At 69.6% G+C, this 25,299-nt stretch carries 25 protein-coding genes; 20 read left to right on the top strand and 5 right to left on the bottom strand.

What is annotated here, in order from left to right; all coding sequences use genetic code 11:
* Positions 1-10: 10 nt before the first annotated feature.
* The 3 genes from ACFTE1_RS06760 (at position 11) to ACFTE1_RS06770 (ending at position 2,261) form a co-directional block, all read left to right on the top strand.
* Entirely contained in the window at positions 11-400 is a 390-nt protein-coding gene (locus ACFTE1_RS06760) for a DUF1304 domain-containing protein (protein WP_380625599.1), read from the top strand.
* Positions 401-559: 159 nt separating this feature from the next.
* Positions 560-1,144: a GNAT family N-acetyltransferase gene (locus ACFTE1_RS06765; protein ID WP_380625602.1), complete on the top strand. Its 585-nt coding sequence runs from the start codon at positions 560-562 to the stop codon at positions 1,142-1,144.
* A gap of 160 nt (positions 1,145-1,304) precedes the next feature.
* Entirely contained in the window at positions 1,305-2,261 is a 957-nt protein-coding gene (locus ACFTE1_RS06770) for a hypothetical protein (RefSeq protein WP_380625605.1), read from the top strand.
* Between the two features lie 65 nt (positions 2,262-2,326).
* Here ACFTE1_RS06770 and ACFTE1_RS06775 read toward each other — a convergent pair whose 3' ends face one another.
* Positions 2,327-3,262: an NAD-dependent epimerase/dehydratase family protein gene (locus ACFTE1_RS06775; protein WP_380625608.1), complete on the bottom strand. Its 936-nt coding sequence runs from the start codon at positions 3,260-3,262 to the stop codon at positions 2,327-2,329.
* Positions 3,263-3,539: 277 nt separating this feature from the next.
* Here ACFTE1_RS06775 and ACFTE1_RS06780 point away from each other — a divergent pair, with 277 nt between their 5' ends.
* The 5 genes from ACFTE1_RS06780 (at position 3,540) to ACFTE1_RS06800 (ending at position 7,274) form a co-directional block, all read left to right on the top strand.
* Positions 3,540-4,088 (top strand): TetR/AcrR family transcriptional regulator, encoded by a 549-nt coding sequence (locus ACFTE1_RS06780; protein WP_380625610.1) that lies wholly within the window; start codon positions 3,540-3,542, stop codon positions 4,086-4,088.
* The gene (locus tag ACFTE1_RS06785) at positions 4,085-4,432 is read left to right on the top strand and encodes a DMT family transporter (RefSeq protein WP_380625612.1); all 348 of its coding nucleotides are present in this window, start codon (positions 4,085-4,087) and stop codon (positions 4,430-4,432) included. The genes ACFTE1_RS06780 and ACFTE1_RS06785 overlap by 4 nt, the downstream gene beginning before the upstream one ends.
* Positions 4,429-4,749, top strand: a complete 321-nt coding sequence (locus ACFTE1_RS06790; protein WP_380625615.1) for a DMT family transporter — start codon at positions 4,429-4,431, stop codon at positions 4,747-4,749. Before ACFTE1_RS06785 ends, ACFTE1_RS06790 begins: the two co-directional genes overlap by 4 nt.
* 204 nt (positions 4,750-4,953) lie before the next feature.
* Positions 4,954-6,120 carry a choice-of-anchor J domain-containing protein gene (locus ACFTE1_RS06795; RefSeq protein ID WP_380625617.1) on the top strand — a complete coding sequence of 389 codons (1,167 nt, stop codon included), beginning with the start codon at positions 4,954-4,956 and terminating at the stop codon, positions 6,118-6,120.
* A 341-nt stretch (positions 6,121-6,461) separates the two neighbouring features.
* Positions 6,462-7,274: a lytic polysaccharide monooxygenase auxiliary activity family 9 protein gene (locus tag ACFTE1_RS06800; RefSeq protein WP_380625619.1), complete on the top strand. Its 813-nt coding sequence runs from the start codon at positions 6,462-6,464 to the stop codon at positions 7,272-7,274.
* Between the two features lie 202 nt (positions 7,275-7,476).
* On the opposite strand, the gene ACFTE1_RS06805 is transcribed toward ACFTE1_RS06800, so the two are convergent.
* The 3 genes from ACFTE1_RS06805 to ACFTE1_RS06815 are packed head-to-tail and all read right to left on the bottom strand — an operon-like array spanning position 7,477 to position 9,626.
* On the bottom strand, positions 7,477-8,778 hold the full coding sequence (locus ACFTE1_RS06805) for a choice-of-anchor A family protein (RefSeq protein ID WP_380625621.1): 1,302 nt from the start codon (positions 8,776-8,778) through the stop codon (positions 7,477-7,479).
* The gene (locus tag ACFTE1_RS06810) at positions 8,756-9,202 is read right to left on the bottom strand and encodes an SHOCT domain-containing protein (RefSeq protein WP_380625625.1); all 447 of its coding nucleotides are present in this window, start codon (positions 9,200-9,202) and stop codon (positions 8,756-8,758) included. Before ACFTE1_RS06810 ends, ACFTE1_RS06805 begins: the two co-directional genes overlap by 23 nt.
* A gap of 10 nt (positions 9,203-9,212) precedes the next feature.
* Entirely contained in the window at positions 9,213-9,626 is a 414-nt protein-coding gene (locus ACFTE1_RS06815; protein ID WP_380625627.1) for a DUF6325 family protein, read from the bottom strand.
* Between the two features lie 192 nt (positions 9,627-9,818).
* Here ACFTE1_RS06815 and ACFTE1_RS06820 point away from each other — a divergent pair, with 192 nt between their 5' ends.
* From ACFTE1_RS06820 to ACFTE1_RS06865, 10 genes are all read left to right on the top strand, one after another.
* Positions 9,819-11,132, top strand: coding sequence for a hypothetical protein (locus ACFTE1_RS06820; protein WP_380625629.1), 1,314 nt, complete (start codon positions 9,819-9,821; stop codon positions 11,130-11,132).
* An 85-nt stretch (positions 11,133-11,217) separates the two neighbouring features.
* A complete protein-coding gene (locus ACFTE1_RS06825) occupies positions 11,218-13,014 on the top strand; it encodes an alkyl/aryl-sulfatase (protein ID WP_380625632.1) in 1,797 nt (598 codons plus the stop codon).
* Positions 13,015-13,038: 24 nt separating this feature from the next.
* Positions 13,039-13,440, top strand: a complete 402-nt coding sequence (locus tag ACFTE1_RS06830; RefSeq protein ID WP_380625634.1) for a DUF7144 family membrane protein — start codon at positions 13,039-13,041, stop codon at positions 13,438-13,440.
* A 48-nt stretch (positions 13,441-13,488) separates the two neighbouring features.
* Positions 13,489-15,288 carry a SulP family inorganic anion transporter gene (locus ACFTE1_RS06835; protein WP_380625636.1) on the top strand — a complete coding sequence of 600 codons (1,800 nt, stop codon included), beginning with the start codon at positions 13,489-13,491 and terminating at the stop codon, positions 15,286-15,288.
* A 136-nt stretch (positions 15,289-15,424) separates the two neighbouring features.
* Positions 15,425-16,093, top strand: a complete 669-nt coding sequence (locus ACFTE1_RS06840) for a peptidoglycan recognition protein family protein (RefSeq protein ID WP_380625638.1) — start codon at positions 15,425-15,427, stop codon at positions 16,091-16,093.
* Between the two features lie 29 nt (positions 16,094-16,122).
* Positions 16,123-17,931 carry a glycoside hydrolase family 3 protein gene (locus ACFTE1_RS06845; protein ID WP_380625642.1) on the top strand — a complete coding sequence of 603 codons (1,809 nt, stop codon included), beginning with the start codon at positions 16,123-16,125 and terminating at the stop codon, positions 17,929-17,931.
* 8 nt (positions 17,932-17,939) lie between these two features.
* Positions 17,940-19,205 carry an exo-beta-N-acetylmuramidase NamZ family protein gene (locus ACFTE1_RS06850; protein ID WP_380625644.1) on the top strand — a complete coding sequence of 422 codons (1,266 nt, stop codon included), beginning with the start codon at positions 17,940-17,942 and terminating at the stop codon, positions 19,203-19,205.
* 10 nt (positions 19,206-19,215) lie between these two features.
* Entirely contained in the window at positions 19,216-20,970 is a 1,755-nt protein-coding gene (locus ACFTE1_RS06855; protein WP_380625646.1) for a serine hydrolase, read from the top strand.
* Positions 20,971-21,162: 192 nt separating this feature from the next.
* A complete protein-coding gene (locus tag ACFTE1_RS06860; RefSeq protein WP_380625820.1) occupies positions 21,163-21,873 on the top strand; it encodes a GH25 family lysozyme in 711 nt (236 codons plus the stop codon).
* Between the two features lie 120 nt (positions 21,874-21,993).
* Positions 21,994-22,881 (top strand): MurR/RpiR family transcriptional regulator, encoded by an 888-nt coding sequence (locus ACFTE1_RS06865; protein WP_380625649.1) that lies wholly within the window; start codon positions 21,994-21,996, stop codon positions 22,879-22,881.
* A 37-nt stretch (positions 22,882-22,918) separates the two neighbouring features.
* Here ACFTE1_RS06865 and ACFTE1_RS06870 read toward each other — a convergent pair whose 3' ends face one another.
* Positions 22,919-23,773 carry a sigma-70 family RNA polymerase sigma factor gene (locus ACFTE1_RS06870; protein WP_380625651.1) on the bottom strand — a complete coding sequence of 285 codons (855 nt, stop codon included), beginning with the start codon at positions 23,771-23,773 and terminating at the stop codon, positions 22,919-22,921.
* Between the two features lie 77 nt (positions 23,774-23,850).
* Here ACFTE1_RS06870 and ACFTE1_RS06875 point away from each other — a divergent pair, with 77 nt between their 5' ends.
* Together ACFTE1_RS06875 and ACFTE1_RS06880 are read left to right on the top strand one after the other, a co-directional pair.
* Positions 23,851-24,744, top strand: coding sequence for a DoxX family protein (locus ACFTE1_RS06875; RefSeq protein WP_380625653.1), 894 nt, complete (start codon positions 23,851-23,853; stop codon positions 24,742-24,744).
* The gene (locus tag ACFTE1_RS06880; protein WP_380625655.1) at positions 24,687-25,277 is read left to right on the top strand and encodes a PadR family transcriptional regulator; all 591 of its coding nucleotides are present in this window, start codon (positions 24,687-24,689) and stop codon (positions 25,275-25,277) included. Before ACFTE1_RS06875 ends, ACFTE1_RS06880 begins: the two co-directional genes overlap by 58 nt.
* The last annotated feature ends 22 nt before the right edge of the window (positions 25,278-25,299 follow it).

Below are 25,299 nucleotides of genomic sequence, written 5' to 3' on the forward strand. Positions count from 1 at the left end.
AGGGAGCACCGTGACCGCAGCAGGACTCGTATTCGCGGGCATCGCCGCTTTGATCCACGTTTACATCTTCTACCTGGAGTCGTTGGCGTGGACCGGTGCCAAAGCCCGTTCGACGTTCGGCATCGCGACGGAGGAGGAAGCGGAGAAGACCAAGCCGCTGGCCTTCAACCAGGGATTCTACAACCTATTTCTGGCGATCATGGTCTTGTCGGGCATCGTCGTCCTGCTCTTCGCCTCCACGCCGGTCGGCGCGACGCTCGTCTTCGCGGGAGCCGGATCGATGGCGGCGGCCGGTTCGGTGCTGCTCTTTTCGTCACCGGACAAGGCCTCCGCGGCCCTCAAACAGCTCGTTCCGCCGCTGCTGGGCGTCGTTCTGCTCGCCGTCGCGCTTGCCTTCTGACGGGGTTCCCAAGGCGGGGACCGGCCCGGGGCATCTCGCCAGTGGACTCGATGTACCTTGCGCCCTTGCGGAAAGCCGGCTCGACCGGATCGGTGGAACGTTCCAGAGGATTTTGGTAGCCTCACGCGGGTAAGGTTCCCCGAGCCGGCAAGGACCCCCGTGAAGCCGTTCCTTCCCCGCCGTGCCGTCGAGTCTGACCTGGAGGCCCTGTTCGCATTGCGACGTGAGGCCACCGCTTGGCTCGCGGAGTCCGGTGTAGACCAGTGGCCTCCCCGCATGTACGAATACGCGAAGGCTGACATCGGCTCTCATGTCCGATCCGGAGGCACGTACCTGTTCGCCACGACCGAGGGCGAACTGGCGGGTACGGTGTCGTTCGGCGGACCCGACAGGGACTATTGGCAGGAGTCCGACGGCCTCGAACACGGGGCCTTCGTCTATAAGATGATCGTCGCCCGCGCTTGGGCGGGCATCGGTCTGGGCGAGGCGATTCTGGATTGGGCCTGCGATCGCGCCCAGGCGGAGGGCAGGACATGGGTGGGACTCGATTGCCGACGCGACAACAAGCGCCTGCACCGCTACTACACTGCCCGAGGATTCGATCCGGTGCGCTTGGCGCCGGCCGTGGAAGGGCGCTATTCGGGCGCGTTGTTCCGCCGCCCGGTGGAGTGGCGGTCGCGTCGGGAATCCGTTTCGATAACCCCGCAGAGAAACGGCGGTGTTCCTCGGACCGACGTCCGCTGAACCAACGGTCCTCATTAGTGCCGGTTCCGTAGGCGGCGGTTGCGCCCGGTCAGCGGGTCATGATCGTATGATCCCGGGAACGGCGTGTTCCCGCGCCTCGGGAACGAACGGGGCATCTAGGCTGATGTCCGCCAGAGGAGCCGGACGATGGGAGGACTGTATGCGACGTCGTGCGGCGTTGGCGATCGGCATGGGCGCGGCCGTGGGGATCTCGAGTGCGGGCACGGTTCGCGCGTCAGAGGCCGCGGCGACGGTGGACTGGTTGCGGCAAGTGGCCGTGGAGGCCGACGACCTTTTGACAGAGGCCCGGTACTCGGCCTTGAACCGCCGGGTTCCCGAACTTCTGCGTCGCATGGCGGGTTCGGCCCGATGGCGCGGAGTGTCCCGCGCGGAGATCGCCGGGACACGGTCGCGACTCATGTCGACGTGGGCGATGGGGCTCGTGCGCACAGGCGATCATGAGCGTGCACGGGAGGCGCTGAGCGCCGCTTGCGAAGAGGCCGCAGCGGCGTCGTCGCCCCTGTTGAGCGTGGAAGCCGACCGAGTGGAGGGCGTTATCGCCCGCCGCGGGGACATAGACGGAGCCGACGCCTGGTTCGTCGACGCGGCCGAACGGCTGGAATCCGAAACGGGGTCCGCGTCGAGGGCCGAACGGGAGGCGTCCGCACGCCTTTGGGTACAAGCCGGTTATACGGCGGCATTGTCCGGCGACCGTGGCCGGGCGTGGGATCACTACGAGACGGCCGTGGACCTGTGGCCCGGAGAGAGCGACACGGTATGGGTGCGGGATCTCGACTTCAGCGTGTACGCCGTCTCTCTCGCTCGGGCCGGCGGCGAACCCGATAGGAGCCTCGCACTGGCCGATGACGTCGATACCGACCGGATCCGCTCGGTTCATCAGCTGGGAATGTTCCGGAAGGACGAGGCGCTCGCGGCGTCCGAAACGGGCGACTCCGGGCGTGCGGTGGCGGCATTGGAGTCGATCGACCGGTTCGCACCCGAAATGCTGTGCCATCGCCCGTGGGTGGAGTCAGTGGTCGGGAAGGTGTTGTCTTCGCGGGAGGGCGGCCGGTCACGAGTCGTCCGGCGCCTGTCCCGCGATCGCGGGCCGGCGTGAAGCCGACCGCGAAACTCCCCTGTGACAGTGCACAGTGATCCGTCGCGGAAGCCTTATCGGCCGGCTCAACGATCGTCGGCCCCGCCTCGAGCCGAGAACCAGTCCACAGTGGCGGCGACGGCGTCGGCGTGAGGCGTGACGGAGACGGGCCCGAAGGCGTCTCGGAACTCCGAGTCGTCGGCGATGAAGGGCCGGTCGAACTGGTACCAGGTCTCCGACAGTCCGCGAACGGTGGGATTGAATAGCCCGAGCAGTCGCTGGACGCCTCGAGTGAGGGCGGCGGTCTTCATCGGACCGTCGACCCGGGCCTCGACCAGGTCGAGGAACTCGCGTCCGGTCAGCGGCTCGGCGGCGGGAAGGTGCCAGGCGCGGCCGTCCGCCTCGTCGCGTTCGCCGAGGGTGGCCAGACCGGCGGCGATGTCGGGCAGGTAGGAGAGCGTGCGCGGCTGGTCGAGCGCACCGACCCAGCGGACGGTCTTCCCTGCGGCAGCGGCAGCGAAGAGATTCGGGCCGAGGACGGTGCCGATTCCGTGGGGACCGTAGTAGTCGGAGGCCCGACCCAAAGCGGCGCGGACCCGGCCGGAACGGTGCGCGTCCAGGATCAGACGGTCGACCTCGGCACGGGCCCTCCCCTTGGGGAAGTCGGCCCGGTGGGGAAGACCCTCGGTCATCGGACCGCCGACCGGGCCGTAGACGTACAGGTTGTCGGCCATGACGAGCTTGGCGCCGGCGGCCTCGGCCCCGGCGAGGACCGAGCGGGTGAGCTCGGGGAACCGGGAGGCCCATTCGCGAAGCGGAGGCTGGGCGCACTGGTAGACGACGGAGGCGCCGGCACAGGCGGCGCGGGCTCCCTCGGGAGTGGAGATGTCGGCGCGCACGGCCTCCGGACCCTCGGCATTGCGGCTGACAGCGCGCACCCGGTGGCCGCGGGAGGAGAGTTCGGCGACGAGGGCTCTTCCGACGGCACCGGTGGCGCCGAGGATCACGTGAAGGTCTGGCATGGCGGACTCCGAAGTCGCTGAAAGGGTTTCGGTTACAGATTACGCCCATGGCCCGACGGTCGTGCGGCCCCGGTTCGCTGTTCCGCCGCGATGCGGGCCGGGACTGTCGGGAGCAAGGTGAGTCTTCGCCGTGAGCGCCCATGAGAACACGGAGCGCGGATGAGTCTTCGCAACGCGGACGAGTGCCGAACAGGCGTGGAGGCGGCCGCCGATTTCGCGTCGGAATCCGATCGCCCGAGACATGACACTTTACCTTCCGGATGGTAAAGTAACACCCATGGGAAAGGATACCAAAGAACGGATCATGATCGCGGCGCGCGCTCTCGCGGAGGAGAGTCAGTCCGTTCAGGGGGTGACGATCTCCCTGGAGTCGGTCGCCAAGCGGGTGGGGCTGACCAAGCCCGGCCTGATGTACCACTACAGCTCCAAGAAGGCCCTCATGCTCGGGCTCGTGGAGTACACGGCGCAGCGCTGGGGACGCCTCCTCGCGGAGGCCGCCGGTTCCGGCCCGGAAGGCCTGTCGCCGTTCGACCGCCACCGCGCCTATGTGACGGTGGCGACGGCCGCCGAACTGTCCCGGGGCGACTACTGGATCAGCACCGACATGCACTACCTGCCGGTCCTGGCCGAAGCGTGGACGCGCCACCTGAACGCCTGGCTCGACGTGGAGGGCCTGTCCCGGGAGACTGCGGCCCTCCTGGACACCGCGCGCTTCGCGGCCGACGGCGCGTGGGCCGCTGCCGCGACCGAGCTCTTCCCCGCTCGCGACCTGTCCGACGTCCGCGAATGCGCCATGCGGCTGATAGACGAGGCGGAGAAGTCATGAAGAAGTGGTCGTTCCTCGCCATCGCGATCGCCGCGGAAGTGGCGGCCACTATGTCGCTGCGCGCGTCGGTCGACAGCGCGGTCTGGATCCCGGTGATGATCGCCTTCTACATAACCGCGTTCGCGATGCTCGGGCTCACGCTCCGCATCGGAGTGCCGATCGGTGTCGCCTACGGAGTCTGGGCGGCGGGAGGAGTCGCGCTCACGGCCCTCCTGGGAGCGGTCCTGTTCGGGGAGACCCTGGGGATCGTGTCCATCGCGGGCATCGCCCTGATCGCTGTCGGCGTCGTCCTCATCGAGGGCGGGACGCACGCTTCCCGGAACAAAGAGGAGGTATCGGCATGAGCTGGATATGGCTGGTCGCAGCGGTGGTCTCGGAGCTCGCCGCGACACTGAGCCTGCGGGCCTCGGACGGTTTCCGCGACCGCAGATGGCTGGCCCCGGTCATCGCGGGCTATGCGATCGCCTTCGGCTTCCTCGCGCTCGCGCTGCAGGCCGGCATGGCGGTGGGCGTCGCCTACGGCATCTGGGCCGCGGCGGGCGTCGCCATGGTCGCGATCCTCGCCCGGTTGATCTGGAAGGATCCGCTGACTCTGCGGATGGCCGCCGGCATAGCGATCGTCGCCCTCGGCGTCGTCCTGGTGGAGACGGGGACGCACTGAAAAGGCCGGTCCGGCACGCGGTGCGGCCTTTTCAGTCTCTGTCCACATCGCAGGAGTAAGGTGTCATCTGTTGTGCCCCAAAGGGTAACGTGTGGTTCATTAAATTTAGTAAACCTAAATTAAGAATATCGGCATTCCTCGGTACATCAGCGCGGAGCGCCGACGGGAGGACCGCGATCACACGAACCCTTAGGAGACACCCAGATGAGAACACGGCGCACTTCGCTGCCGCGACACCTGATCCGAACCCTCGCCGCCACGGCCGTGGCCGGAACGGCGGTTCTGGCTCCGGCAACGGCACAGGCCGAGGCCCCGTCCCCGGAGGCGGCCGGCGACTGCTCGCAGCCCGGATTCGCCTATGACGGTATAGGGGAGGGATTCGATGACAAGCTCCTGCCTAGGGACTGGACCCTGGAGAGCACCGGCGCCACCCCGTGGAGGCTGGACGATCCGCACGACCGCGGGAACCACGCCACCGGTGACGAGGGCTACGCCGTCGCCGGCATCTACCCCTACGGCGGCACCGCCGACCTCGACACCACCCTCTACACGCCCGAGTTCGACCTCTCGGCGGCCACCGAACCCGCCCTGACCTTCGCCACCAGCTACATCGCGCTGGGAGCGGACGTCACCGCCGAGGTCCTCCTCAGCGTCGACGGCGAGAACTGGGCCTCCGTCTGGACGGGCACGGAGGACCTCCGGTCCTCCACACAGACGGTCGACCTGTCCGCCTGGGCCGACGCCGACACGGCGCGACTGGGATTCCACTACTCCTACACCGGCTCGGAGGACCGCTGGTGGATCGTCGACGATGTCTTCGTCGGCAGCCCCGCCTGCGTCGAGCTGCAAGGAGGGGGCATCGTCCACGGCACCTTCACCGACGCGGCCACCGGAGAGCCCTACGCCGACGCCGTCGTCACCGACACCTCGACCGGATACCGGACCCGCACCGACTACAAGGGCGAGTACGCCCTCTACACGCCGGTCACCGGCGAGAACCGTCTGAGCCTGTACGGCGCCGGATACGCCTCGGCGGCCGGGGACATAGAACTGCTCGAAGACGGCTCTATCCGGGCCGACTGGGAGGCGGTCCGCGGAGACACCGCCCCCGCCTACCTGAGCGGAACGGTCACGGTCGCCGAGTGCGACGGATCGACGGTGCCCGCCGCTGGTGCGACCCTGCAGGTGATCGACGGCGAGGGCCTGAGCAGGCAGGTCGGCGCCGACGATAACGGCGAGTGGAACGCGACCGCCTATGAGGGCACGATCTACCTGGTGGTCAACCACGGCGGTGGAACGGACTCGGCGGTCCTCACCGCCGAGTCGCTCGAAGAGCGGACTGTGGACCTGGTGATAGCGCCCGACTGCTGAGAGAACGGAGAACGGCCGACCGGGGCAGATCCGGCCGGCCGTTCTCCGTGCCCGGAATGGCGGTGCCCCAGCAGGCGCCCCGGTCCTCTCGGGCGAGCGCGATGCTCAGGCCGAGGGCGGCCGGACTCACCGGGGCGGACACCGCACTTTCGGCGGATCGCCCGGCGCCGATGAGGGCCGTCCTATTCTTCGCAAGCCGTGCACAATCAGTTATGTAATTGACCATGTACATATCTCATGGGATGGGATCATCCGGGCCCGGGGTAGACAGGATTATCAATCTATTAATAAACTCTCCTAAATTAAGGATACCGATTTCCTGACGGGAGAGAAGAATGGGTATGAGAAAGAAGCTGGCCACGCTCGCGGTCAGCGCCGGTGCGGTGGTGGGGGCCCTGGCGGTCTCCGCTCCCGCGTCGGCCCACGGCTGGGTGACCGATTCCGTCGGTGACGTCGAGTCGCGGTCCGGTTTCTGCGCCGAGGGCGTCGTCAGCGACTGCGGCGGCATCCAGTATGAGCCGCAGAGCCTGGAGGCCCCCAAGGGCTTCCCGGAGGCCGGTCCGCAGGACGGAAGCCTCTGCGGCATCGGAGCCTTCCCGGCCCTGGACGACCAGCGTGGAGGCGCCTGGCCGAAGAACGAGGTCAGCGGTGGTTCCCTCGGCATCGGGTGGAACTACACCGCCGCCCACGCCACCTCCAAGTGGGAGTACTACATCACCAAGGACGGCTGGAACCCCGACGAGCCGTTGACCCGCGCCCAGCTCGAGCCCGAGCCGTTCGCGACCTTCGACGGCGGCGGACAGCGCCCGCCCTTCCAGCACGTCCACGATGTGAACCTGCCCGCCAAGCAGGGTTACCACATGGTCTACGCGGTCTGGGAGATCGCCGACACCGCCAACTCCTTCTACAACTGCATCGACCTGCAGTTCGGCGGGGACGATGGCGGCCCCGGCGACGAAGACCCTCCCGGTGATGGAGACCCGCAGCCCGGGACCTGCGACGGCATCTCGGACTGGAGCACCGACGCCACCTACCTGGGCGGTGACCAGGTCGCCTTCAACGGCGAGCTGTACACCGCCAAGTGGTGGACTCGGGGCGACGAGCCCGGCGCCTCCGGCCAATGGGGAGTCTGGGAGTCCAACGGACCCTGTTAAGGGCCCGCCGCAACGGCGGGCCCCGGCTCGCACGCCGCGCGGACCGGTTCTCAGCCGCGCACCCGAGTGAGCCGGACGGAGGGGAGGCCGTAGGCCTCCCCTCCGTCGTGAGCATTCAACTTGTAGAGAATCGGGACGGCTTCCGGTCGCGGACCGTGGATCGCTCGACGGTCCGCGCCGTAAGGCCGGAGCGGCCCCGTTCTCAGTGGTTCTCGTTGAGCCGGCGGCGGGTCATCCAGACGATGCCGGCGCCGACGACGGCCAGTCCGCCGAAGGCGGCCAGCAGCGCGGTCCCCGACGTGCCGGTGACCGGCAGGGTCTCATCGCCGTCGGGTCCGTCGCTGGGTCCATCGCTGGGTCCGTCGCTCGGGCCGTCGGTGGGTTCGTCCGGCCCGTCGGTCGTCGGGGCCGGGGTGCTGGGCGAGGGCGACGGGGTCGGGCCGTCCTCGTCGCAGTCGGGCAGGTCGCCGTCGAACGGATAGTTGTGGAACTCCGTTCCCGCCGTTCCGGTGTGGATCAGACTGCCGGCCGAGTAGAAGCGGCCGTTCATGCCCGGGGCCGAGACCGTCGTGGTGCTGTCGGGCTCGCCGATGAGGACCGACCCCATGTACTGGCCGCTGCCTCCGAAAGTGATGTCGGTGGCGTCGGGGAAGTTCCACAGGGTGGTCTCGCGCCACGGCTGGATCGCGTTGGCGTTGGCCACATTGAAGTCGACGGTCTCCCCGACGACGTTGATGAGCACGGTCGCCCCGTCGGGGACGTCCTCGTAGACGATGGTCGCGTTCTGCACGTCGACGTTGTCCGCGTTCAACTCGAACACCTGCAGCATGGAGCTGCCGTCGCCGGTGAAGGTGACGGTGCCGAACTCGGAGGAGACGGTGCCTGTCGTCTCGCGGGGGAGGTCGCCGTCGTTGGCATAGCACTCCGAGGCGATGTCGAGCTCGCCGCGAAGGTCGAGGTAGGGATTGATGGCGTCGGGGTCGTTGATCGCCTCGGGCGTCACGGTTCCGGACGTCGTCCCTCCGTAGAGGACCTGGCCGCTCTCGGTCCCCTCCTCGGCCAGCAGCTGGTCGGTGTCGGCGACGGTGAGGTCCTCTCCCACGATGAGGTAGGGGGAGCCGTTCGGCGGGGGAACGCGGGATCCGACGCCGACGACGCCGACGTTGTAGATGCCGCCGCCGTCCTTGGCCTGGTCGAAGCTCCCGACGGTGACGATGAGGCCCTCGGCCTCGGCGGCGCGGCCGCGGACGTCGTAATCGCCGCCGACATAGATGTTGACGTTCTCGTCGTGGCCGATGATGTCCCCGCTGTGGTTGTCGTCGGGGTAGTCGTCGGGACAGTCGTCGCCGAGGCAGGGGCCGAGCCCGCCCGGCAGCGGTTCGGCGAACGCGGGCTGGCTGAAGGAGAAGGCCGCGCCGGCCGCTGCGAGTACGGCGGTGCCGGAGTAGAGGGAACGGCGCAGGCGTCCCGTACTTCTCTTGTTAGGGAAATTTAGAGTGATCACTCGGTGATTTTAAGTCGCCGGAACGGGGCTGGTCGGCATTTCCGGTGCGCGACACGGATCGGGTGAATACCGGCCATGGCGGGCGGCGGTCCGGTCGGAACGCCGCCCGGCGGCCTAAAGAGAGGAGTTTGGCCTTGGCGGCGGCGAACTCGGCGTCGCTCAGCGCCCCGGCGGAGTGGAGGTCGCTCAGCTGCTTGATCTTCGCGATCATGTCGTCGCCACCGGGAGCGGCGGCCGCGGCCGACGGGGGAGGCGGCGGCGCCTGATAGGACTGCTGTTGGTAAGCCTGCGACTCGGCGCGCTCCTGTTCGCGCGCCGACATGCGGCGGTTGACCGAGCGGTTGACGGCCGAGGCGGTGCCGGAGATGACCGCCGTCCTCGCCATGGTCCCGATGAGGCCGGGCCTTCCCACGCGTCGGATCATGTCGTCCCTCCTAATCGTTCAGTTTCTCGAGTTCGTCGACGGCGGCCGGCGGTACGCGCTCCCAGTCGACCACCTCGCCCTTCGCCCTGCGGATGGCGCCGGCGAGGCCGGAGGCCCAGGTGTGCTCGAAGAGGAGGACCCCGACGGTGGAGTCCGGCTCCAGTTCGGCGGCGAGCTCCTCGGCGTCCTCTTCGGCCAGCATTCCGGTCGGTTCCCTCACGACGGAGGCCAGAGCGCCGTCTCCCGCCTCGGCGGCCTCGTTCCATTCCCACGACCCGTCGGCCTCCTTGCGGATGACCATGGCGTCGATGACGGTGATGGTGCCCTCCACCGCGAGGGAGCGGAGGCTCGCGACGACCTCGCCGTCGAAGCTCGTCCCGGGGAACCGGACGAGGATGATGTCTACAGGTGCTCTGTCGCCCATGGGCGGTCACTCTCCTCTGCGCGGGGCGGCCGGGGCCGCGGTCTGCTCGACTGGCACCCTACCCGCGGGGGCGGCGGTTCCGCGGCCGAACGCACGTAAACGACCCCGTAAATCGGAACATCCTCAGGTTCTGGGAGAGCGGTTTCCCCGAATGCGACTGCTGATCGCCTTCGGCTGCCTAAGATCCTGGGTATGTCCGCCGATGCCCGAGGGCAGAGCCCTCTCTCCGCCGAAGAACGCGACGAACTGGAACGGCTGCGCCGTCGAGTGGAGCAGCTGGAGGCCGGCCCGAAGTCCGGGGGATCCGGGCGCGCGGGCCGCTGGGCGCTCGCGGCGGTGGTCCTGCTGACCGCCGCCGTCTTCGCGGTGGCCTCCGTCCTCACCGTCTGGCTGAAGGGAACCGTCCTCGACACCGACCGCTACGTCGCCACGGTCGCCCCGCTCATCGAGGAGCCGACCGTCCAGGAGGGAGTGACGCAGCGGATCACCGAGGCGGTCATGGCCGAGGTCGACGTCGAGGGCGTCGTCCGGGAGCTGGCCGACAATCTGGAGGAGCAGGGCGCTCCGCAGGCGGTCGGATCGCTGGTCGATCCGATGGTCTCCGGCGTCGAGTCCTTCGTGGAGAAACAGGTGGGGAGCGTCGTGGCGAGCGACCGGTTCGCCGACGTCTGGGAGACGGCCAACCGCGCCGTGCACCGCCAGCTGGTGGCCGAACTGCAGGGAGGCGGCAGCGACCTGATCGCGGTCGAGGGCGACGCGATCACCGTGGATCTGGGGCAGGGGGTGGACCTGGTCAAGGAGCGACTGGTCGACGCCGGCTTCGGGCTGGCCTCCAACATCCCCGACGTGTCCATTCCCTACACCCTCGTCTCCTCCGACCAGGTCTCGACCGTCCAGGCGGCGCTCAAGGCCCTGAACACCGCGGCCTGGGTCTTCCCGATCCTCGCCGTCGTCCTTCTGGCCTTCGGAATCTGGCTGGCTCCGCGCCGCCGGGGCGGGGCCATCGCCGCGGGGGTCATGATCGTGTTCTTCGCGCTGCTGTCCATGGCGGCGCTGGCCGCGGCCCGGCAGGCATACGTCAACGCGCTGCCCGAGGGCCTCGGCGTCGAGTCGGCCGGGGCGGCATGGGACGTCTTGACCCGGTTCCTGTGGAGCGCCCTGCAGCGCGTGGCCGTCGTCGCCGCCATCGCGGGCATCGCCGTCTGGCTCACCGGTCGCGGACCCGCCGCCACGGCCATCCGGAACGGCACGTCGCGGGCCCTGGCGGCGACGGGGTCCGGATTGGCAAGGCTGGGCCTCTCGCTCGGTCCGGTCTCCGGCTTCCTGGCCCGCAGCGGCCGCACGATCGCCGTAGTGATCGCGGTCCTGGGCGTCGCGGCCCTGTTCCTGTGGCCGCGGCCCGGAGTCGCGGGCCTGATGTGGATCCTCGTGGTCACCCTGACGCTGTTGGCCCTCATCGGGATCGGCGCGCACGTCCGGCCCGCCGAGAAGCGGGGGACCCCTTGACGCCGGTTCCCCCGGACGGAGGGGGAAGGGCGCTACTTTATTCGAACGTCCGTCATCTTCGTAGCCGCCACGCTACCATCCGTGCATGACTGACCTCGACTTCAGCGACCGCACCGACTTCGACAACGCCGACAGAGGCTACCTGGGCACCCTGGACGACCCCGTCGTCCGCGACGAAGAGGGCGGCGTCGTCTGGGACTGCTCGGCCTTCGACTTCCTCCGAGGAGAGTGCCCCGACACGGCGAACCCCAGCCTCTGGAGACAGGGGGCGCTGGCCTCCCGGCACGGCCTCTACGAAGTGTGCGAGGGCGTCTACCAGGTCAGGGGGCTGGACCTGTCCAATATGACCCTGGTGGAGACCGACTCGGGAGTCCTCGTCATCGACCCGCTCATCACCGTCGAGGTCGCGGCGGCCGGCCTGGACCTCTACCGCAGGCACCGCGGCGACAGGCCGGTCAAGGGCGTCGTCTACACCCACTCCCACGTCGACCACTTCGGCGGGGCGGGCGGGGTGACGGACGGATCGGTCCCCATCCTCGCGCCCGACGGCTTCATGGACCACGCGGTGTCCGAGAACGTCTACGCCGGAACGGCCATGACCCGACGTTCGTCCTATATGTACGCCATGACCCTGCCGCAGAGCCCCGCCGGCAGCATCGGCGTGGGCCTGGGCCAGGCGACCTCGCAGGGCACGCCCTCCCTCCTCGAACCTACCGTCGACATCACCGAGACCGGCCAGAGGGAGACCGTCGACGGCCTGGAGATCGTCTTCCAGGTGACGCCGGGGACCGAGGCGCCCTCGGAGATGAACTTCCACTTCCCCCGCTACCGGGCCCTTTGCATGGCGGAGAACGCCAGCCACACCCTGCACAACATCCTCACCCTGCGCGGCGCGGAAGTCCGCGACTCCCGCATGTGGGCCCGCTACCTCACCGAGGCCATCGCGCTGTTCTCCGACGGGACCGACGTCCTCTTCGCCTCGCACCACTGGCCGACCTGGGGGACCGAAGAGATCCGCGAGGAACTCGCCCTCCAGCGCGACATGTACGCCTACCTGCACGACCAGACCGTGCGCATGATCAACCAGGGGTACACGGGGATCGAGATCGCCGAGCGCTTCCAGCTGCCCCCGGCCCTGGAGAGGGCCTGGAGCGTCCGCGGCTACTACGGCTCCGTCTCGCACAACGTGAAGGCCGTCTACCAGCGATACCTCGGCTGGTTCGACGGCAATCCCGCCACCCTCTGGGAGCACCCGCCCGCCGAGTCGGCCAAGCGCTACGTCGACTGCATGGGCGGGGCCGACTCCGTGATCGCCAAGGCCCGGTCGTACATCGACGAGGGCGACCTCCGGTTCGCCGTGCAGCTGCTCAACCACGCCGTCTTCGCCGACCCGGACAACGCCGAGGCACGGAACCTGGAGGCCGACTGCTTCGAGACGCTCGGCCACGGCGCCGAGAACGGCCCTTGGCGCAACTTCTACCTCACCGGCGCCCAGGAACTGCGCGAGGGCATCGCCCCGGCCAAGCTCGAAGTCGCCGGCAGCCTCTCGGCGGGCCTGTCGATCACCCAGATCTTCGACACCCTGGCCATCAACGTCGACGCCCCGCGCGTCTGGGACGACCGGATCGCCATCGACTGGGACTTCACCGACCTGGGAGAGCGCCACCGCACGACCCTCCGCAACGGGGTGCTCGTGCAGGAGGCCGACCCCAAGGGCGACGGCGCGGACCTGACGGTGACTCTGACCAAGGCCGGACTGCTGGAGCTGGCCGGGGGAGGACGGCCCGACGACCTCTCGCTCGACGGGGACGAGTCCGCGCTGCAGAGGCTGACGGCCTCGCTGTCCCAGCCGGACCCGAACTTCCCGATCGTCACTCCCTGACCGCGGCCGGAAGGAAGAGGAGCCATGGCCCCGAACAACTCGACGAAGACCGCCTGGGCGGTGGGCGGACTGGTGTTCGCCGCCGTCCTCATGGTCCTCAACGGCGTCTTCCAAGCGCTGCAGGGCGTTGTCGCCATCGCCGGCGACGAGCACTTCGCCGCAGTCGGCGACTACTCCTTCGCCCTCGACACCACCGCCTGGGGCTGGCTCCACCTGGTGCTCGGCCTCCTGGTCGCGGCAGTGGGACTGGTCCTCCCCACCCGCTCCGGGTTCGCCCGCTCCCTGGCGATCGCGCTGGTGGTCCTGCAGGCCCTGGCGCAGTTCCTCTTCCTTCCCTACGAACCGTGGTGGACGCTCGTCGTCATCGCCCTGGACGTGTTCATCATCTGGGCGGTCGCGAACGCGCCCCTGGTGGTGGAGGACTGACATGAGGGGAGTCTCCGCGAGCCGTGAACCGTCGGCGACGGGGGCGCCGTGAACGGCGAGCGCGCCTGGACCGACAGGGCGGGACTGCTCCTTCCAGGGGTGCGGGCCATGGCCGAGCACCCCTGGAGGCGCGAATGGCGCCGTGACCTCACGGCCGGACTGAGCGTCGCGGCCGTCGCCCTCCCCGCCGGCCTGGGCATGGGCGAACTGGCGGGGGTCGGTCCCATGGCGGGCCTCTACGCGGCGATGTTCCCGCTGCTGGCCTACCTCTTCCTCGGCACCTCGCGTCAACTCGTCATAGGGCCCGAGGGGGTCCTGGCCAGCGCCACCGCCCTCACCATCGCGCCGATCGCCGCCGGAGACCCCGCCCTGCTGGCACCGCTGGCGGCCGGACTCGCGCTGTGCATAGGCGCCGTGCAAGTCGCGGCCGGAGCGCTGCGCCTGGGCTTCATGGCCGACTTCCTCTCCCGGCCCATGCTCCTGGGCTACATCAACGGCGTCGCGTGCATCATCGTCGCCGGACAGCTCGGCAAGACCACCGGGGTCCCCGTAGAGTCGACCGGATTCTTTCCGCAAGTCCGGGACTTCGTCCTGAACCTGGACCGGATCCACTGGCGGACGGTGCTGCTCACCGCCGCCGCGCTCGCCGTCGTCTTCCTTGTCCGGCGCCTCCTGCCCCGCGTTCCGGCGATGCTGGCGGCCGTCGTCCTGGCAACGGCGGCCTCGGCGGTGCTGCGCCTGTCCGAATACGGCATAGCGGTCGTGGGGGAGTTGGAGGGAGGGCTGCCACGGGTCGGCCTTCCCACGGGGCTTTCCCTGGACGACTACACGACCCTCCTGCTGCCGGCGGTCGGGCTGGCCCTGGTCGGCTTCGCCGACGCGGCGGCCATCACGCGCACCTACGCCGACAAGCACGGGTATCGGGTCGACGCGAACAGGGACCTGATCGCGCTGGGCGCCTCCAACGCCGTCTCGGGGCTCGCACAGGGGATGCCCACCGGCTCTTCGGGATCGCGCACGGCGGTGAACGACGCCAACGGCGGGTTCGGTCCGGCCACCGCGCTGGTCACAGCCGTCGCCGCGGTCCTCACCGCCGCGTTCGCGGCGCCGCTGATCGAGCCGATGCCGGAGGCCGTGCTCGGGGTCGTCGTCATCGTGGCGGGGCTGGGGCTGGTCGACCTGGCGGGCTTCCGCCGCCTGCGCCGGGTCGGCGACTCCGAGATGGGGCTGGCGGTCGTGGCGTTCCTGGGCGTGCTGGTCTTCAACGTCCTGGGCGGACTGCTCGTGGCCATCGGCGTCAGCGTAGGGGTCTACGTCTACCGCTCGCTGCGGCCCCATGACGCGGTGCTCCGCTCGGTGTCCGACGTGGACGGATGGCACAGCGCCGACTCCTTCCCCTCGGGGGCGGGGACGCCGGGCCTGCTCGTCTACCGCTTCGACGCTCCGCTCTACTTCGCCAACGCCGCCTACTTCAAGTCCCGCCTGCTCGGCCGGGTGGGGGACGACACCGAGTGGGTCGTCTTCAACGCGGAGGCGGTCAACTACCTGGACGCCACCGGCGTCGACGCGCTCTCTTCCGTCGCCGACGAGCTGCGCGGGCGCGGTGTGTCCCTGCGCGTCGCACGGCTCCGGGCGGATCTGCGCGACACGCTCCGGTCGACGGGCGTGGCCGACAAGATCCCCATGTACCTCTCGGTGCGCGCCGCCGTGGCCGAGTTCGACCGCGTCCACGGTGAGGACGACGAAGACGAGGACGGCAAGGGCTCCGAGCCGCCGAGCCCGTCGGGTCCGCGGCCCGTTCCCGAGGATCGAGGTCCAGGTCCGACGGGCAGTGGGAACGGGGCGTGAAGCCCGGCTGAAAAATAACTTCATGATATTGACATATATTGAAATAAACTGCCATACTGCTCCTGCGGTGCGCCGGCCGTGACCGGCGTCCGGACGAACCCCTCTCCGAAGCGAAGGATAGTCCGAGGAGGACAGTATGAGCGGGAAGAACGAGGGAAGGCTCTCGCGCCGAGCGGTCCTGGGAGCGGGAATCGCCGCGGCGGGAGCGGTAGCCGGAGGCCTAACCGCCACTCCGGTGCACGCCAAAGAGCCGACGCTCCTGTACGACCGGCAGGACTGGGGAGCCCGACCCCCGCGCGGAACGATCGACATCATCGGCCCTCCGACCGCGATCGTGGTCCACCACGCGGTCTGGCCCAACACCATGGACTTCTCCTGGGAGCGCGCGGCGCTGACCTCCCGCGAGATCCAGGACCTCCACATGGACGACAACGGCTGGAAGGATGCCGGCCAGCAGCTGACCATCTCGCGCGGCGGCCACGTCATGGAGGCGCGCGACCGGTCGTTCGAGGCGATCCGACAGGGCCTCAACGTCATGGGCGCCCACGTGGGAGGACACAACTCCTACACCATCGGCATCGAGAACGAGGGCACCTACACCGATCCCGACACGGTCGTCCCCAGCGGGCAGTTCGGATCCCTGGCACAGACCTGCGCCTGGCTGTGCGAGCGCTACGGTCTCGACCCCCACCAGGCGATCGCGGGGCACCGGGACTTCAACGACACCATCTGCCCCGGGGAGGCCCTCTACCGGAGGCTTCCCGAACTGAGAGACAGGACGGCCCGCCTCCTCGCAGAATGGTGAGGCCGGAACCCGGAAGAAGGAGAGTCCACATGGAACGAAAGAACGAGCCGGGAGCCAAGCGGCGCACCGTCCTCGCGGGAGGACTGGGCGCCGCCGTGGCGACAATGGCCGCCGGGCGGGCCGCCGCCTCGCCGGCTTCGGCGAACCGCAAGAAGAAGAGCCACTACGTGCGCAAGAAGCTGCGGAAGATGTCGCTGGAGGAGAAGGTCGGGCAGGTCTTCGTCCACTACGCCTACGGCGCGACCGCCGACACCGCCGACCCGGCCGACGTCTCGCGCAACCAGGACCTCCACGGAGTGGACAACGCCGCACAGCTGATCGCGCGCTACCGCCTCGGCGGGATCATCTACTTCGCCTGGAGCGACAACGTCGCCGACCCCGAGCAGATCCTCGGCCTCTCCAACGGCCTGCAGGACGCCTCCCTGCGCCTCGACAGGGGAGTGCCCCTGCTGGTGTCCACCGACCAGGAGCACGGCATCGTCACCCGCGTCGGACCGCCCGCGACCCAGCTGCCCGGAGCGATGGCGCTGGGCGCGACCCACGACGCCGACGACGCGGAGGACGCGGCGGCCGTTTCCGGGAAAGAACTGCGCGCCATGGGGATCAACCAGGACTTCGCGCCGGTGGCGGACGTGAACGTCAACCCCGACAACCCGGTCATCGGCATCCGCTCCTTCAGCTCGGACCCGGGCCTCGCGGCCGACCTGACCGCCGCCCAGGTGCGCGGCTACGAGTCGCGCGGCGACCTGGCCTCGGCGGCCAAGCACTTCCCCGGCCACGGCGACACCGACGTCGACTCGCACTACGGCCTGCCGGAGATCACCCACACCTACGAGGAGTGGACCGAACTGGACAAGCCGCCCTTCGAAGCGGCGGTCTCCGAGGGGATCAAGGCGGTCATGACCGCCCACATCCAGTTCCCCGCGCTCGACGACACCCTCAAGCCCGCCACGCTCTCGCACCCTATCCTCACCGGCCTGCTGCGCGAGGAGCTCGGCTACGACGGCGTCATCGTCACCGACTCGCTGGGCATGGAGGGGGTGCGCGAACTCTACGGCGACGCGGAAGTCCCCGTCATGGCCCTGGAGGCCGGCGCCGACCTGCTGCTCATGCCGCCGGACCTGGAACTCGCCTTCGGGGCGGTCCTCGACGCCGTCGCCGCCGGGCGCCTCACCGAAGAGCGCGTCGAACGGTCCGTCGAGAGGATCCTGGGCCTCAAATGGGACCTCGGCCTCGCCGAGAACCCCTACGCCGACCCGAGCCGCCTGTGGGACGTCGTCGGCACCGAGGAGCACCGGTCCGAGGCGGTCGAGATCCACGAGCGGACCACCACCCTGCTGGAGAACGACGGGACGCTCCCGTTCGAGTCCACCGGGTCGGCCCTCGTCACCGGCTGGGGCGTGACAACCACCGCCACCATCGGCGCGGAGGTCGAAGGGCACGGCTGGGAGGCCGAGGTCGTCGCGACCGGCGCCGCCCCGACGCCCGAGGAGATCGACGCGGCCGTCGCCGCCGCCGAGGGCAAGGACGCGGCCATCGTCACCACCTACAACGTCGACGCCGACTCCTCGCAGCTGACGCTCATCGCGAGACTGAGGGAGACCGGCGTCAAGGTCGTCACCGTCGCCGCCCGCAACCCCTACGACATCGCCCACCTGACCGGCGATGTCAACGCCTCCCTCGCCACCTACGGCTACGGGGCCGAGGCCCTCGCCGCCGCCGTGGCCGCCGCCTTCGGCGAGAACGACCCCTCCGGCCGCCTCCCCGTCGACGTGCCCAGCGCCGAGGACCCCTCGGTGCCGCTCTACCGCATCGGCCACGGCCTCTCCTACGAGTAAGGACCGCCATGAAACGCCGCAACCTCTTCATCACCTCGGCCGCCGCCGCGGGAACGGCCGTCATCGGACCGTCCGCGCCCGCCCGCGCACGCGGCCCCAAGGTCAAGACCGGCATCGAGGTCCTGGCCCGCGACGGATTCCGCGAGCTGTCGGGCCAGAGGGTCGGCATGATCTCCAACCCGACCGGCGTGCTGCCCGACCTCACCCACGAGGTCGACCTCATGCACCAGAGCGGGAAGGTCGACATCGCCGCCGTCTACGGCCCCGAACACGGATTCCGGGGCACCTCGCAGGCCGGGGAGGGCGAGGACTTCTTCACCGACCCCCGCACCGGACTGCCCGTCTACAACGCCTACAACGACCGGGACCAGATGGCCGACCTGCTGGAACAGGCCGGCGTGGAGACCGTTGTCTTCGACATCCAGGACGTCGGATCCCGCTTCTACACCTACATCTGGACCATGTACCTCGTCCTGGAGGCCGCCGCCTCCCTCGGCCTGCGGTTCGTCGTCCTCGACCGCCCCAACCCGATCACCGGCACCGAGGCGACCGGCCCGGTCCTCCACGAGGAGAACGCCACCTTCGTGGGGCTCAAGCCGATCGCGCAGCGCCACGGGATGACGGTGGGCGAGCTGGCGACGCTGTTCAACGCCCGGTTCGTGCCCGAGGCGGTCGGGGACTCCGCCGACCTCACGGTCGTGCGCATGGAGGGCTGGAAGCGCTCGACGCCCTTCGACCGGACGGGCCTGCCGTGGGTGGCGCCCTCGCCGAACATGCCGACGCCGGGGACGGCCGAACTCTACCCGGGCACCTGCCTCTTCGAGGCCACCGCCCTCTCCGAGGGGCGCGGGACGACCCAGCCCTTCCAGCTGCTCGGCGCACCGGAACTCGACCACGAGTGGGCCCTCGCGCTCAACCGCCTCGGCCTGTCGGGCGTCGGCTTCCGCGAGGCCTACTTCAAACCGGTGTTCTCCAAGTGGGCCGGAGAGGTCTGCGGCGGAGCGGAGGTCCAGACGGACGCGCCCCACCGGGCCGACCCGATCCGCACCGCGCTGGCCATGATCCTCGAACAGCGCCGCCTCTTCCCGCAGTACGGCTGGCGCTCGCAGGACGGAGGCGGCTCCTACTGGCTGGACAAGCTCACGGGCAACACCGCCGTCCGGCTCGCGGTCGAAGCGGGAGCCCCGCTGGACGAAGTGGAGTCGGTCTGGGCCGAGGACCTCGCCGCGTTCCGGGAACTGCGCGCGGAGCACCTCCTCTACGGCGAAGATTGAGGCAGAACGCATGAGACTGAACAGAAGACTCGTCCTCGGGGGAGCGGCGGCCACCGCCTTCTCCCTCCTGACCACCAGCGAGGCCATGGCGCAGACGACCGTGAGAGAAGGACCGCCCACCGCGGGGCCCGGCGACGTCCGCTTCCCGCGCAAGCCCTTCACCCTGCGAGAGGGCACTCCCGAAGAGGCCGGCCTGCTGCGCGAGCACGTGGACCGGATCGTGCCCTCCGTGGCCCGCCACCTGGAGGGCCCCGAGCCCTCTTTTCCCGGCTTCGCCGTCCTCGCCGCCCGCGACGGAGTCATAGCCCTGCACGAGGCCGCCGGCCACCGCAGCCGCTATTCCTCATGGGACGCGGAGAACTCCGAGGCGGTGGAGCTGCCGCGCGAGGAGTGGGAGCCGATGACGGTCGACACCGTCTTCGACTTCGCCAGCGTCACGAAGCTCTTCACCGCCGTCCTGGCGGCGCGGTTCTACGAGGACGGACTGCTCGACCCTGACGACCGGGTCGCCGACCACCTCCTGGACTTCGCCGACCTCGACCCGGACAAGGCGCCGATCACCGTGCGGCACCTCCTGTCCCACACCTCGGGGATGATCGCCTTCCTACCGCTGTGGCGGGAGGAGGACGACGAGGCCCGGTGGCGGGAGATCCGCTCCTACCCGCTCGACCGCGCTCCCGGCGCGGGGTACGGCTACTCCGACCTGAACATGATCACCCTCGCGGCGATCCTGGAGAAGCTCTCCGGCACCGGGCTCGACGCCCTCGTGGCGCGGTACATCACCGAGCCGCTCGGCATGGCCGACACCGGATTCAACCCGCCCGACCCGGGCCGCTGCGCGCCCACCGAGTACCAGCCGTGGACGGAGCGCGGCATGGTCCGCGGATCGGTCCACGACGAGAACGCGTGGGGCTACGGCGGAGTCGCCGGCCACGCCGGCCTCTTCGGTACGGCGCGCGACCTGGCCGTCTTCGGGCAGATGATCCTCAACGGAGGATCCTACGGCGGCGCGCGCGTCCTGTCCGAGGCCAGCGCACGGCTCGTCTTCACCGACATGAACGCCGAGCACGGCACGGGGACCGAGCGCGGATGGGGCTGGCAGCTGAACCAGCGCTGGTACATGGACGCCCTGAACTCCCCGGTCACCGCCGGGCACACCGGCTACACGGGGACCTCGCTGGTCCTGGACCCGCTCTCGGGCACGCTCGCCGTCGTCCTGTCCAACCGCGTCCACCCGACGCGCGAGTGGGGCACGGTCAGCGTCTACCGCCGTGCCGCGCACCGGCCCCTGGCCCGCGCGCTCGCGGTGGAGCCGCAGAACGGTGAGACCTCCTGGTACTCAGGGCAGTCCGACGGCCGGACGGTGACGCTTGAGGCACCGCTGCCCCAGGCGGTGGGAAGCGGAGCGGTCCTGTTCCGGCTGTGGACGGACACCGAGTCGACCGACGTCGGATCGCTCGCCGCCGAGGTGAACGGGGAGTGGCGGAACGTCCCGCTCTCCCTCAAGGCGGGTCCGTGGCGTTGGGAAGTCGGCGGAACCTGGTCCGGCTACGCCGGACGGCGCTGGGCCAAGGCCGAGGGCGACCTTCCCGCGGGAACGCGGCGTCTCCGCTGGAGCTACGCCTCCGACTCCTACTACCAGGGGCGCGGCGTCTACGTCGACTCCCTCCGCGTCAAGGACGGCGGCCGGACCGTGTTCGACTCGGACGATCCCCGCGACGAGGCGCGCCTCGTCGCCGAGGGCTGGGAGCGCAGCCGCGATTGACCGAAGTTTTCTTCAAATGTTTGTTGACTCTTGAAGAAAATCTCCAGACAATATCAGAGTAGGTGAATTTAAGATCATCTATGCTCGGTTCCGCTCACCGGGGAACCGAGGCCGCACTCCAGAACGGAGAGAACAGTGACCGAGAAACGGAGAACCCGGCTCAGAACCCTGATCGCCGCATCGGCCACCGCCATCGCCATCGCCTTCGCGGGCCTGCTGGGAGCCTCGCCCGCCCAGGCCTCGCACGGCGACGGAGTCCAGGGGATCGACGTCTCCCACTACCAGGGAAGCATCAACTGGTCGAGCGTCCGCAACGCGGGCATCGAGTTCGCCTACATCAAGGCGACGGAAGGGACCACCTACAAGGACCCGCGGTTCGGGAGCAACTACCCCAACTCCTACTACGCGGGAGTCATCCGCGGCGCCTACCACTTCGCCCGCCCCGCCAACTCCTCGGGCTCCGCCCAGGCGACCTTCTTCGCCAACAACGGCGGAGCCTGGTCGGCCGACGACAGGACCCTTCCGGGAGTCCTCGACATCGAGACCAACCCGAGCGGATCGCAGTGCTACGGCCTGTCCGCCGGCGCCATGAGGAGTTGGATCACCGATTTCTACAACACCTATAAGGCGCACACCGGTCGCGACGTGGTCATCTACACGACCGCGTCGTGGTGGAACACCTGCACCGGATCCTGGACCGGCATGGCCTCCAAGAGCCCGCTCTGGGTGGCCCACTGGACGTCCAGCCACTCCCCGTCGCTTCCCGCCGGCTGGGCCAACACCACCTGGTCCTTCTGGCAGTACACCGACAGCGGCAGCGTCTCCGGCATCTCCGGGGCCGTCGACCGCAACAAGTGGAACGGATCCCGCTCGCGCCTGATCGCGCTCGCGAACAACACCTGATCTCCCCCGAGGGGATCGGGGCCGCCGGCGTCCGCGAGGGCGCCGGCGGCCCTCCGTCCGGCCCTGTCGGGCGGGGCGGCCGGGCCCGGGGCCTCCCCCTCCTTCGACTAAGGTGATGCCATGTCCGAGAACCACCACGAAGCCGCGAACATCCTGGTGCGGGTCAAGTCGCTGCTGCCCTCGCTCTCGCAGGCGGAGGCCCGGGTCGCGCGCGAGATCATCCGCGACCCCGAGGCCGCCTCGGCCAGCACCATCACCCAGCTGGCCAAGTCGGCCGGGGCCAGCGAGGCCACCGTCGTCCGCTTCTGCCGCTCCCTGGGCATCAACGGGCACCGCGAACTGCGCATCCTTGCGGCCCAGGCGATCGTGGGATCCCCCGGCGAGGCCGACCGCGACGTCATAGGCGGCGACATCCCCGCCGGAGCGAGCATGGACCGGATCATCGAGACGCTCTCGTACGCCGACAGCCACGCCGTCTCCGACACCGCGGCGGCCCTGGACGCCCGGGTGTGCGAGGAGGTCGTCAACGCCATCGCCGGCGCGCGCCGCATCGAGACCTACGGAGTGGCGGCCTCGGGCATCGTCGCGGCCGACCTCACCCAGAAGCTCCACCGCATAGGCTGCGTCGCGTTCTCCTGGCAGGACGTGCACAGCGCCCTGACGAGCACCGCCCTGCTGGGCGAGAAGGACGTGGCCGTGGGGATCTCCCACTCCGGCGCGACGGTGGAGACCGTCGAGTTTTTGGAGGAGGCCCGCGAGAGGGGCGCGGTGACGGTGGCGCTCACCAACCACGAGCGGTCGCCGCTGGCCGAGATCGCCGACCACGTGCTGACCACGGCGGCGCGGGAGACGACCTTCCGCTCCGGGGCGACGGGCAGCCGCATCGCCCAGCTGCTGGTGGTCGACTGCCTCTTCGTGGGCGTCGCCTCGCGGCGGCGCAAGCGGGCGACCAACGCCCTGGCCTCGACCGCCGCCGTCCTCTCCTCCCGGCAGCGCCCCGAACGCTAGCGGTCCGGGCCGGTGCGGCCGTCCCGGTCGGTGGGCACTACGAACCCACAGGCAGAGACACCCGCAACCGCCGCAGCCGACCGGGGTGCGCCACAACGGAGAGATCGCGGATCAGACCCCCGGCGAAACGGACCTCGATCACCGCCCCGACCTCGCCGCGCCGAAGCCAGGCGATCCCGATCCGGTCGCCCACGACGGCGCAGAACGCCGCCCGGGCCCTCCCCGAGAACAGGGCCGCGATATCGTCCGCCCCCCGGGACTCCGGGGCGGCGCCGGCCGCGACGGCCGCCTCATCGGCGCGCATCAACGCGTCGGGGTCCAGCATTCCCAGCAGGTCGCGCATTCGGCCGTCGCGCGCTGCGGACAGGAACGCCTCTACCACCCTCCGCTCCCGGCGCAGGTCGGTATCGGGGTGCACCTCGTCGCGAACCCGCCGGCGGGCGCGGCTGGCCAGCTGCCTCGTCGCCTGCTCGCTGCGGTCCAAGGTCCGCGCGATGTCTCCGAAGGGGATGGCGAACATGTCGTGCAGCACGAACGCCACCCGCTCCGCCGGCCTCAGCGCCTCCAGCACGATCGACATGGCTCCTGCGACCGTCTCGCCCAAGACCGCCTCGCCCACCGGATCCGGCACAGCCGTCTCCCCGTCGGCGGCCGTGCCGAGGGGAACCTCCGGCCTGGCGCGGCGCCGTTCCAACCTGGTGAGGCAGAGGCGGGTCGTCACGGTGGTCAGCCATCCCTCGAGGTTGTCGAAACGGTCCTCGGCATGCGAGGCGAGGCGCAGCCAGGCGTCCTGGACCACGTCCTCGGCATCGCTGTCCGAGCGCAGGATCCGGCAGGCCAACGCCTGCAGCCGAGGGCGCTGCGCCTCGAACCGGCGAACCAAGTCCTCCATTGTCACACTCCTCTGTATCCGCGGGTCATATATATGACCGCCGGACGGCGGAGAACGTGACCGTGAGAGAGGTTCCTATGAGACCGCGTCGAATTCTGTACTGGGGCACCACCCTCGTCATCGCCCTGGAGTCGGCCGTCGGAGGCGTCTGGGACGTCCTGCGCACCGACTACGTGCGCGAGGTGCTGGAAGTCGAGCTCGGCTACCCGTATTACGTTGCGATCCTGCTGGGGGTGTGGAAGATCCCCGGGGCCGTGGTTTTGCTGCTCCCCGGCCTGCCGCGTCTCAAGGAGTGGGCGTACGCGGGCGTCATGCTCGTCTACACCGGCGCCTTCGCGTCCCATCTGCTGGCGGGGGACGCGGCAGCGGGCTTCGGTCCGCTGGGTTTCGCGGCCATTACCGCGCTGTCGTGGTACCTGCGTCCGGAGGCCCGCGCCTACTCGGTCGCGGATCCGCTCGCCCGATCGAGGCCGGCGACCGTCGCTTACTGGGGCTCCACCGCCGTCCTCGGTACCGTGCTGCTCGCGGGCGGTGTCGCCGACCTGCTGCGCCGGCCCGACACCCTCGCCGGCATGGAGGCCCTCGGGTACCCGGCTTACTTCCTGCTCATCATCGGGTTCTGGAAGGTCGTCGGGGCCGCCGCCCTGGTCGCGCCTCTACCCCGCCGCATCGTGGAATGGGCCTATGCGGGAGCGTTCTTCAACTTCTCCGGAGCCGCGGTCTCCCACGTCGTCTCCGGGTCGGCGGTCTCGCATGTCCTCTGGACGGCGTTCTTCTCCCTGACGGTGCTCGCCTCGTACGCCTTGTGGTCCCGCGACCGGTTCCGGAAACCCCGTCCTCTTGCGGGGCACCGCCCGATGGGGTATAGTGCATTATGCAATACAGCAATCTGCACTATCACTGAGGAGGGCTCATGGCGGGACGCCGATCGGGACCGGACCTGGTGGCGCTCACCGTGCTGGCACTCCTGACCCAAGGGCCGAGACACGCCTACGACATGCAGCGCTTCATCACCGCCACGCACAAGGACTACGTGGCCGGGCTGCCCCGCAGCCTCTACCACGCGGTCCGCAAGCTCGACGGAGACGGCCTCATCGCGCCGGTCGAAACCGTCCGTGACGGCGGGCGGCCCGAGCGCACCGTCTACGGGCTCACCGACAAGGGCCGAAGCGAACTGGCGCAACGTCTCAAACGGATTCTGGGAACCGTGGGGCGCGACTCCACGCCCATGGTGGCCGCGCTGTCGCTGGCGGGCGCGCTGCCCCGCGAAGAGGTCGGTGACGCCCTCCGGATCCGCGTCGACGAACTGCGGCGGAGGGTGGCCGAGGCCGACGAAGCCCTCGCGGCGATGAAAGAGGCCGGCCTCCCCCGGCTGACGATGCTCGAAGTCGAGTACGAGAGGGCCCGCGACACCGCCGAGCTCGACTGGGTCGAAGAACTGGTGGAGCAGATGGGCAAGGGAAACGTGGCCTGGAGCGCGGAGCTGCCTCCGCTCACCGGGTGACGGGCGGGGCGGGCGCTGCAAC

Origin of the sequence: Salininema proteolyticum (assembly GCF_042685645.1) — a bacterium.
Taxonomy (GTDB): Bacteria; Actinomycetota; Actinomycetes; order Mycobacteriales; family Micromonosporaceae; genus Salininema; species Salininema proteolyticum.

Coding starts and splice junctions, on each gene's coding strand:
- ACFTE1_RS06810 (WP_380625625.1), bottom strand. CDS start 9,202: ATGATCCGACGCGTGGGAAGGCCCGGCCTCATCGGGACCATGGCGAGG.
- ACFTE1_RS06790 (WP_380625615.1), top strand. CDS start 4,429: ATGAGCTGGATATGGCTGGTCGCAGCGGTGGTCTCGGAGCTCGCCGCG.
- ACFTE1_RS06845 (WP_380625642.1), top strand. CDS start 16,123: ATGGAACGAAAGAACGAGCCGGGAGCCAAGCGGCGCACCGTCCTCGCG.
- ACFTE1_RS06780 (WP_380625610.1), top strand. CDS start 3,540: ATGGGAAAGGATACCAAAGAACGGATCATGATCGCGGCGCGCGCTCTC.
- ACFTE1_RS06785 (WP_380625612.1), top strand. CDS start 4,085: ATGAAGAAGTGGTCGTTCCTCGCCATCGCGATCGCCGCGGAAGTGGCG.
- ACFTE1_RS06770 (WP_380625605.1), top strand. CDS start 1,305: ATGCGACGTCGTGCGGCGTTGGCGATCGGCATGGGCGCGGCCGTGGGG.
- ACFTE1_RS06865 (WP_380625649.1), top strand. CDS start 21,994: ATGTCCGAGAACCACCACGAAGCCGCGAACATCCTGGTGCGGGTCAAG.
- ACFTE1_RS06870 (WP_380625651.1), bottom strand. CDS start 23,773: ATGGAGGACTTGGTTCGCCGGTTCGAGGCGCAGCGCCCTCGGCTGCAG.
- ACFTE1_RS06800 (WP_380625619.1), top strand. CDS start 6,462: ATGAGAAAGAAGCTGGCCACGCTCGCGGTCAGCGCCGGTGCGGTGGTG.
- ACFTE1_RS06820 (WP_380625629.1), top strand. CDS start 9,819: ATGTCCGCCGATGCCCGAGGGCAGAGCCCTCTCTCCGCCGAAGAACGC.
- ACFTE1_RS06815 (WP_380625627.1), bottom strand. CDS start 9,626: ATGGGCGACAGAGCACCTGTAGACATCATCCTCGTCCGGTTCCCCGGG.
- ACFTE1_RS06880 (WP_380625655.1), top strand. CDS start 24,687: ATGGCGGGACGCCGATCGGGACCGGACCTGGTGGCGCTCACCGTGCTG.
- ACFTE1_RS06775 (WP_380625608.1), bottom strand. CDS start 3,262: ATGCCAGACCTTCACGTGATCCTCGGCGCCACCGGTGCCGTCGGAAGA.
- ACFTE1_RS06840 (WP_380625638.1), top strand. CDS start 15,425: ATGAGCGGGAAGAACGAGGGAAGGCTCTCGCGCCGAGCGGTCCTGGGA.
- ACFTE1_RS06875 (WP_380625653.1), top strand. CDS start 23,851: ATGAGACCGCGTCGAATTCTGTACTGGGGCACCACCCTCGTCATCGCC.
- ACFTE1_RS06850 (WP_380625644.1), top strand. CDS start 17,940: ATGAAACGCCGCAACCTCTTCATCACCTCGGCCGCCGCCGCGGGAACG.
- ACFTE1_RS06825 (WP_380625632.1), top strand. CDS start 11,218: ATGACTGACCTCGACTTCAGCGACCGCACCGACTTCGACAACGCCGAC.
- ACFTE1_RS06830 (WP_380625634.1), top strand. CDS start 13,039: ATGGCCCCGAACAACTCGACGAAGACCGCCTGGGCGGTGGGCGGACTG.
- ACFTE1_RS06795 (WP_380625617.1), top strand. CDS start 4,954: ATGAGAACACGGCGCACTTCGCTGCCGCGACACCTGATCCGAACCCTC.
- ACFTE1_RS06855 (WP_380625646.1), top strand. CDS start 19,216: ATGAGACTGAACAGAAGACTCGTCCTCGGGGGAGCGGCGGCCACCGCC.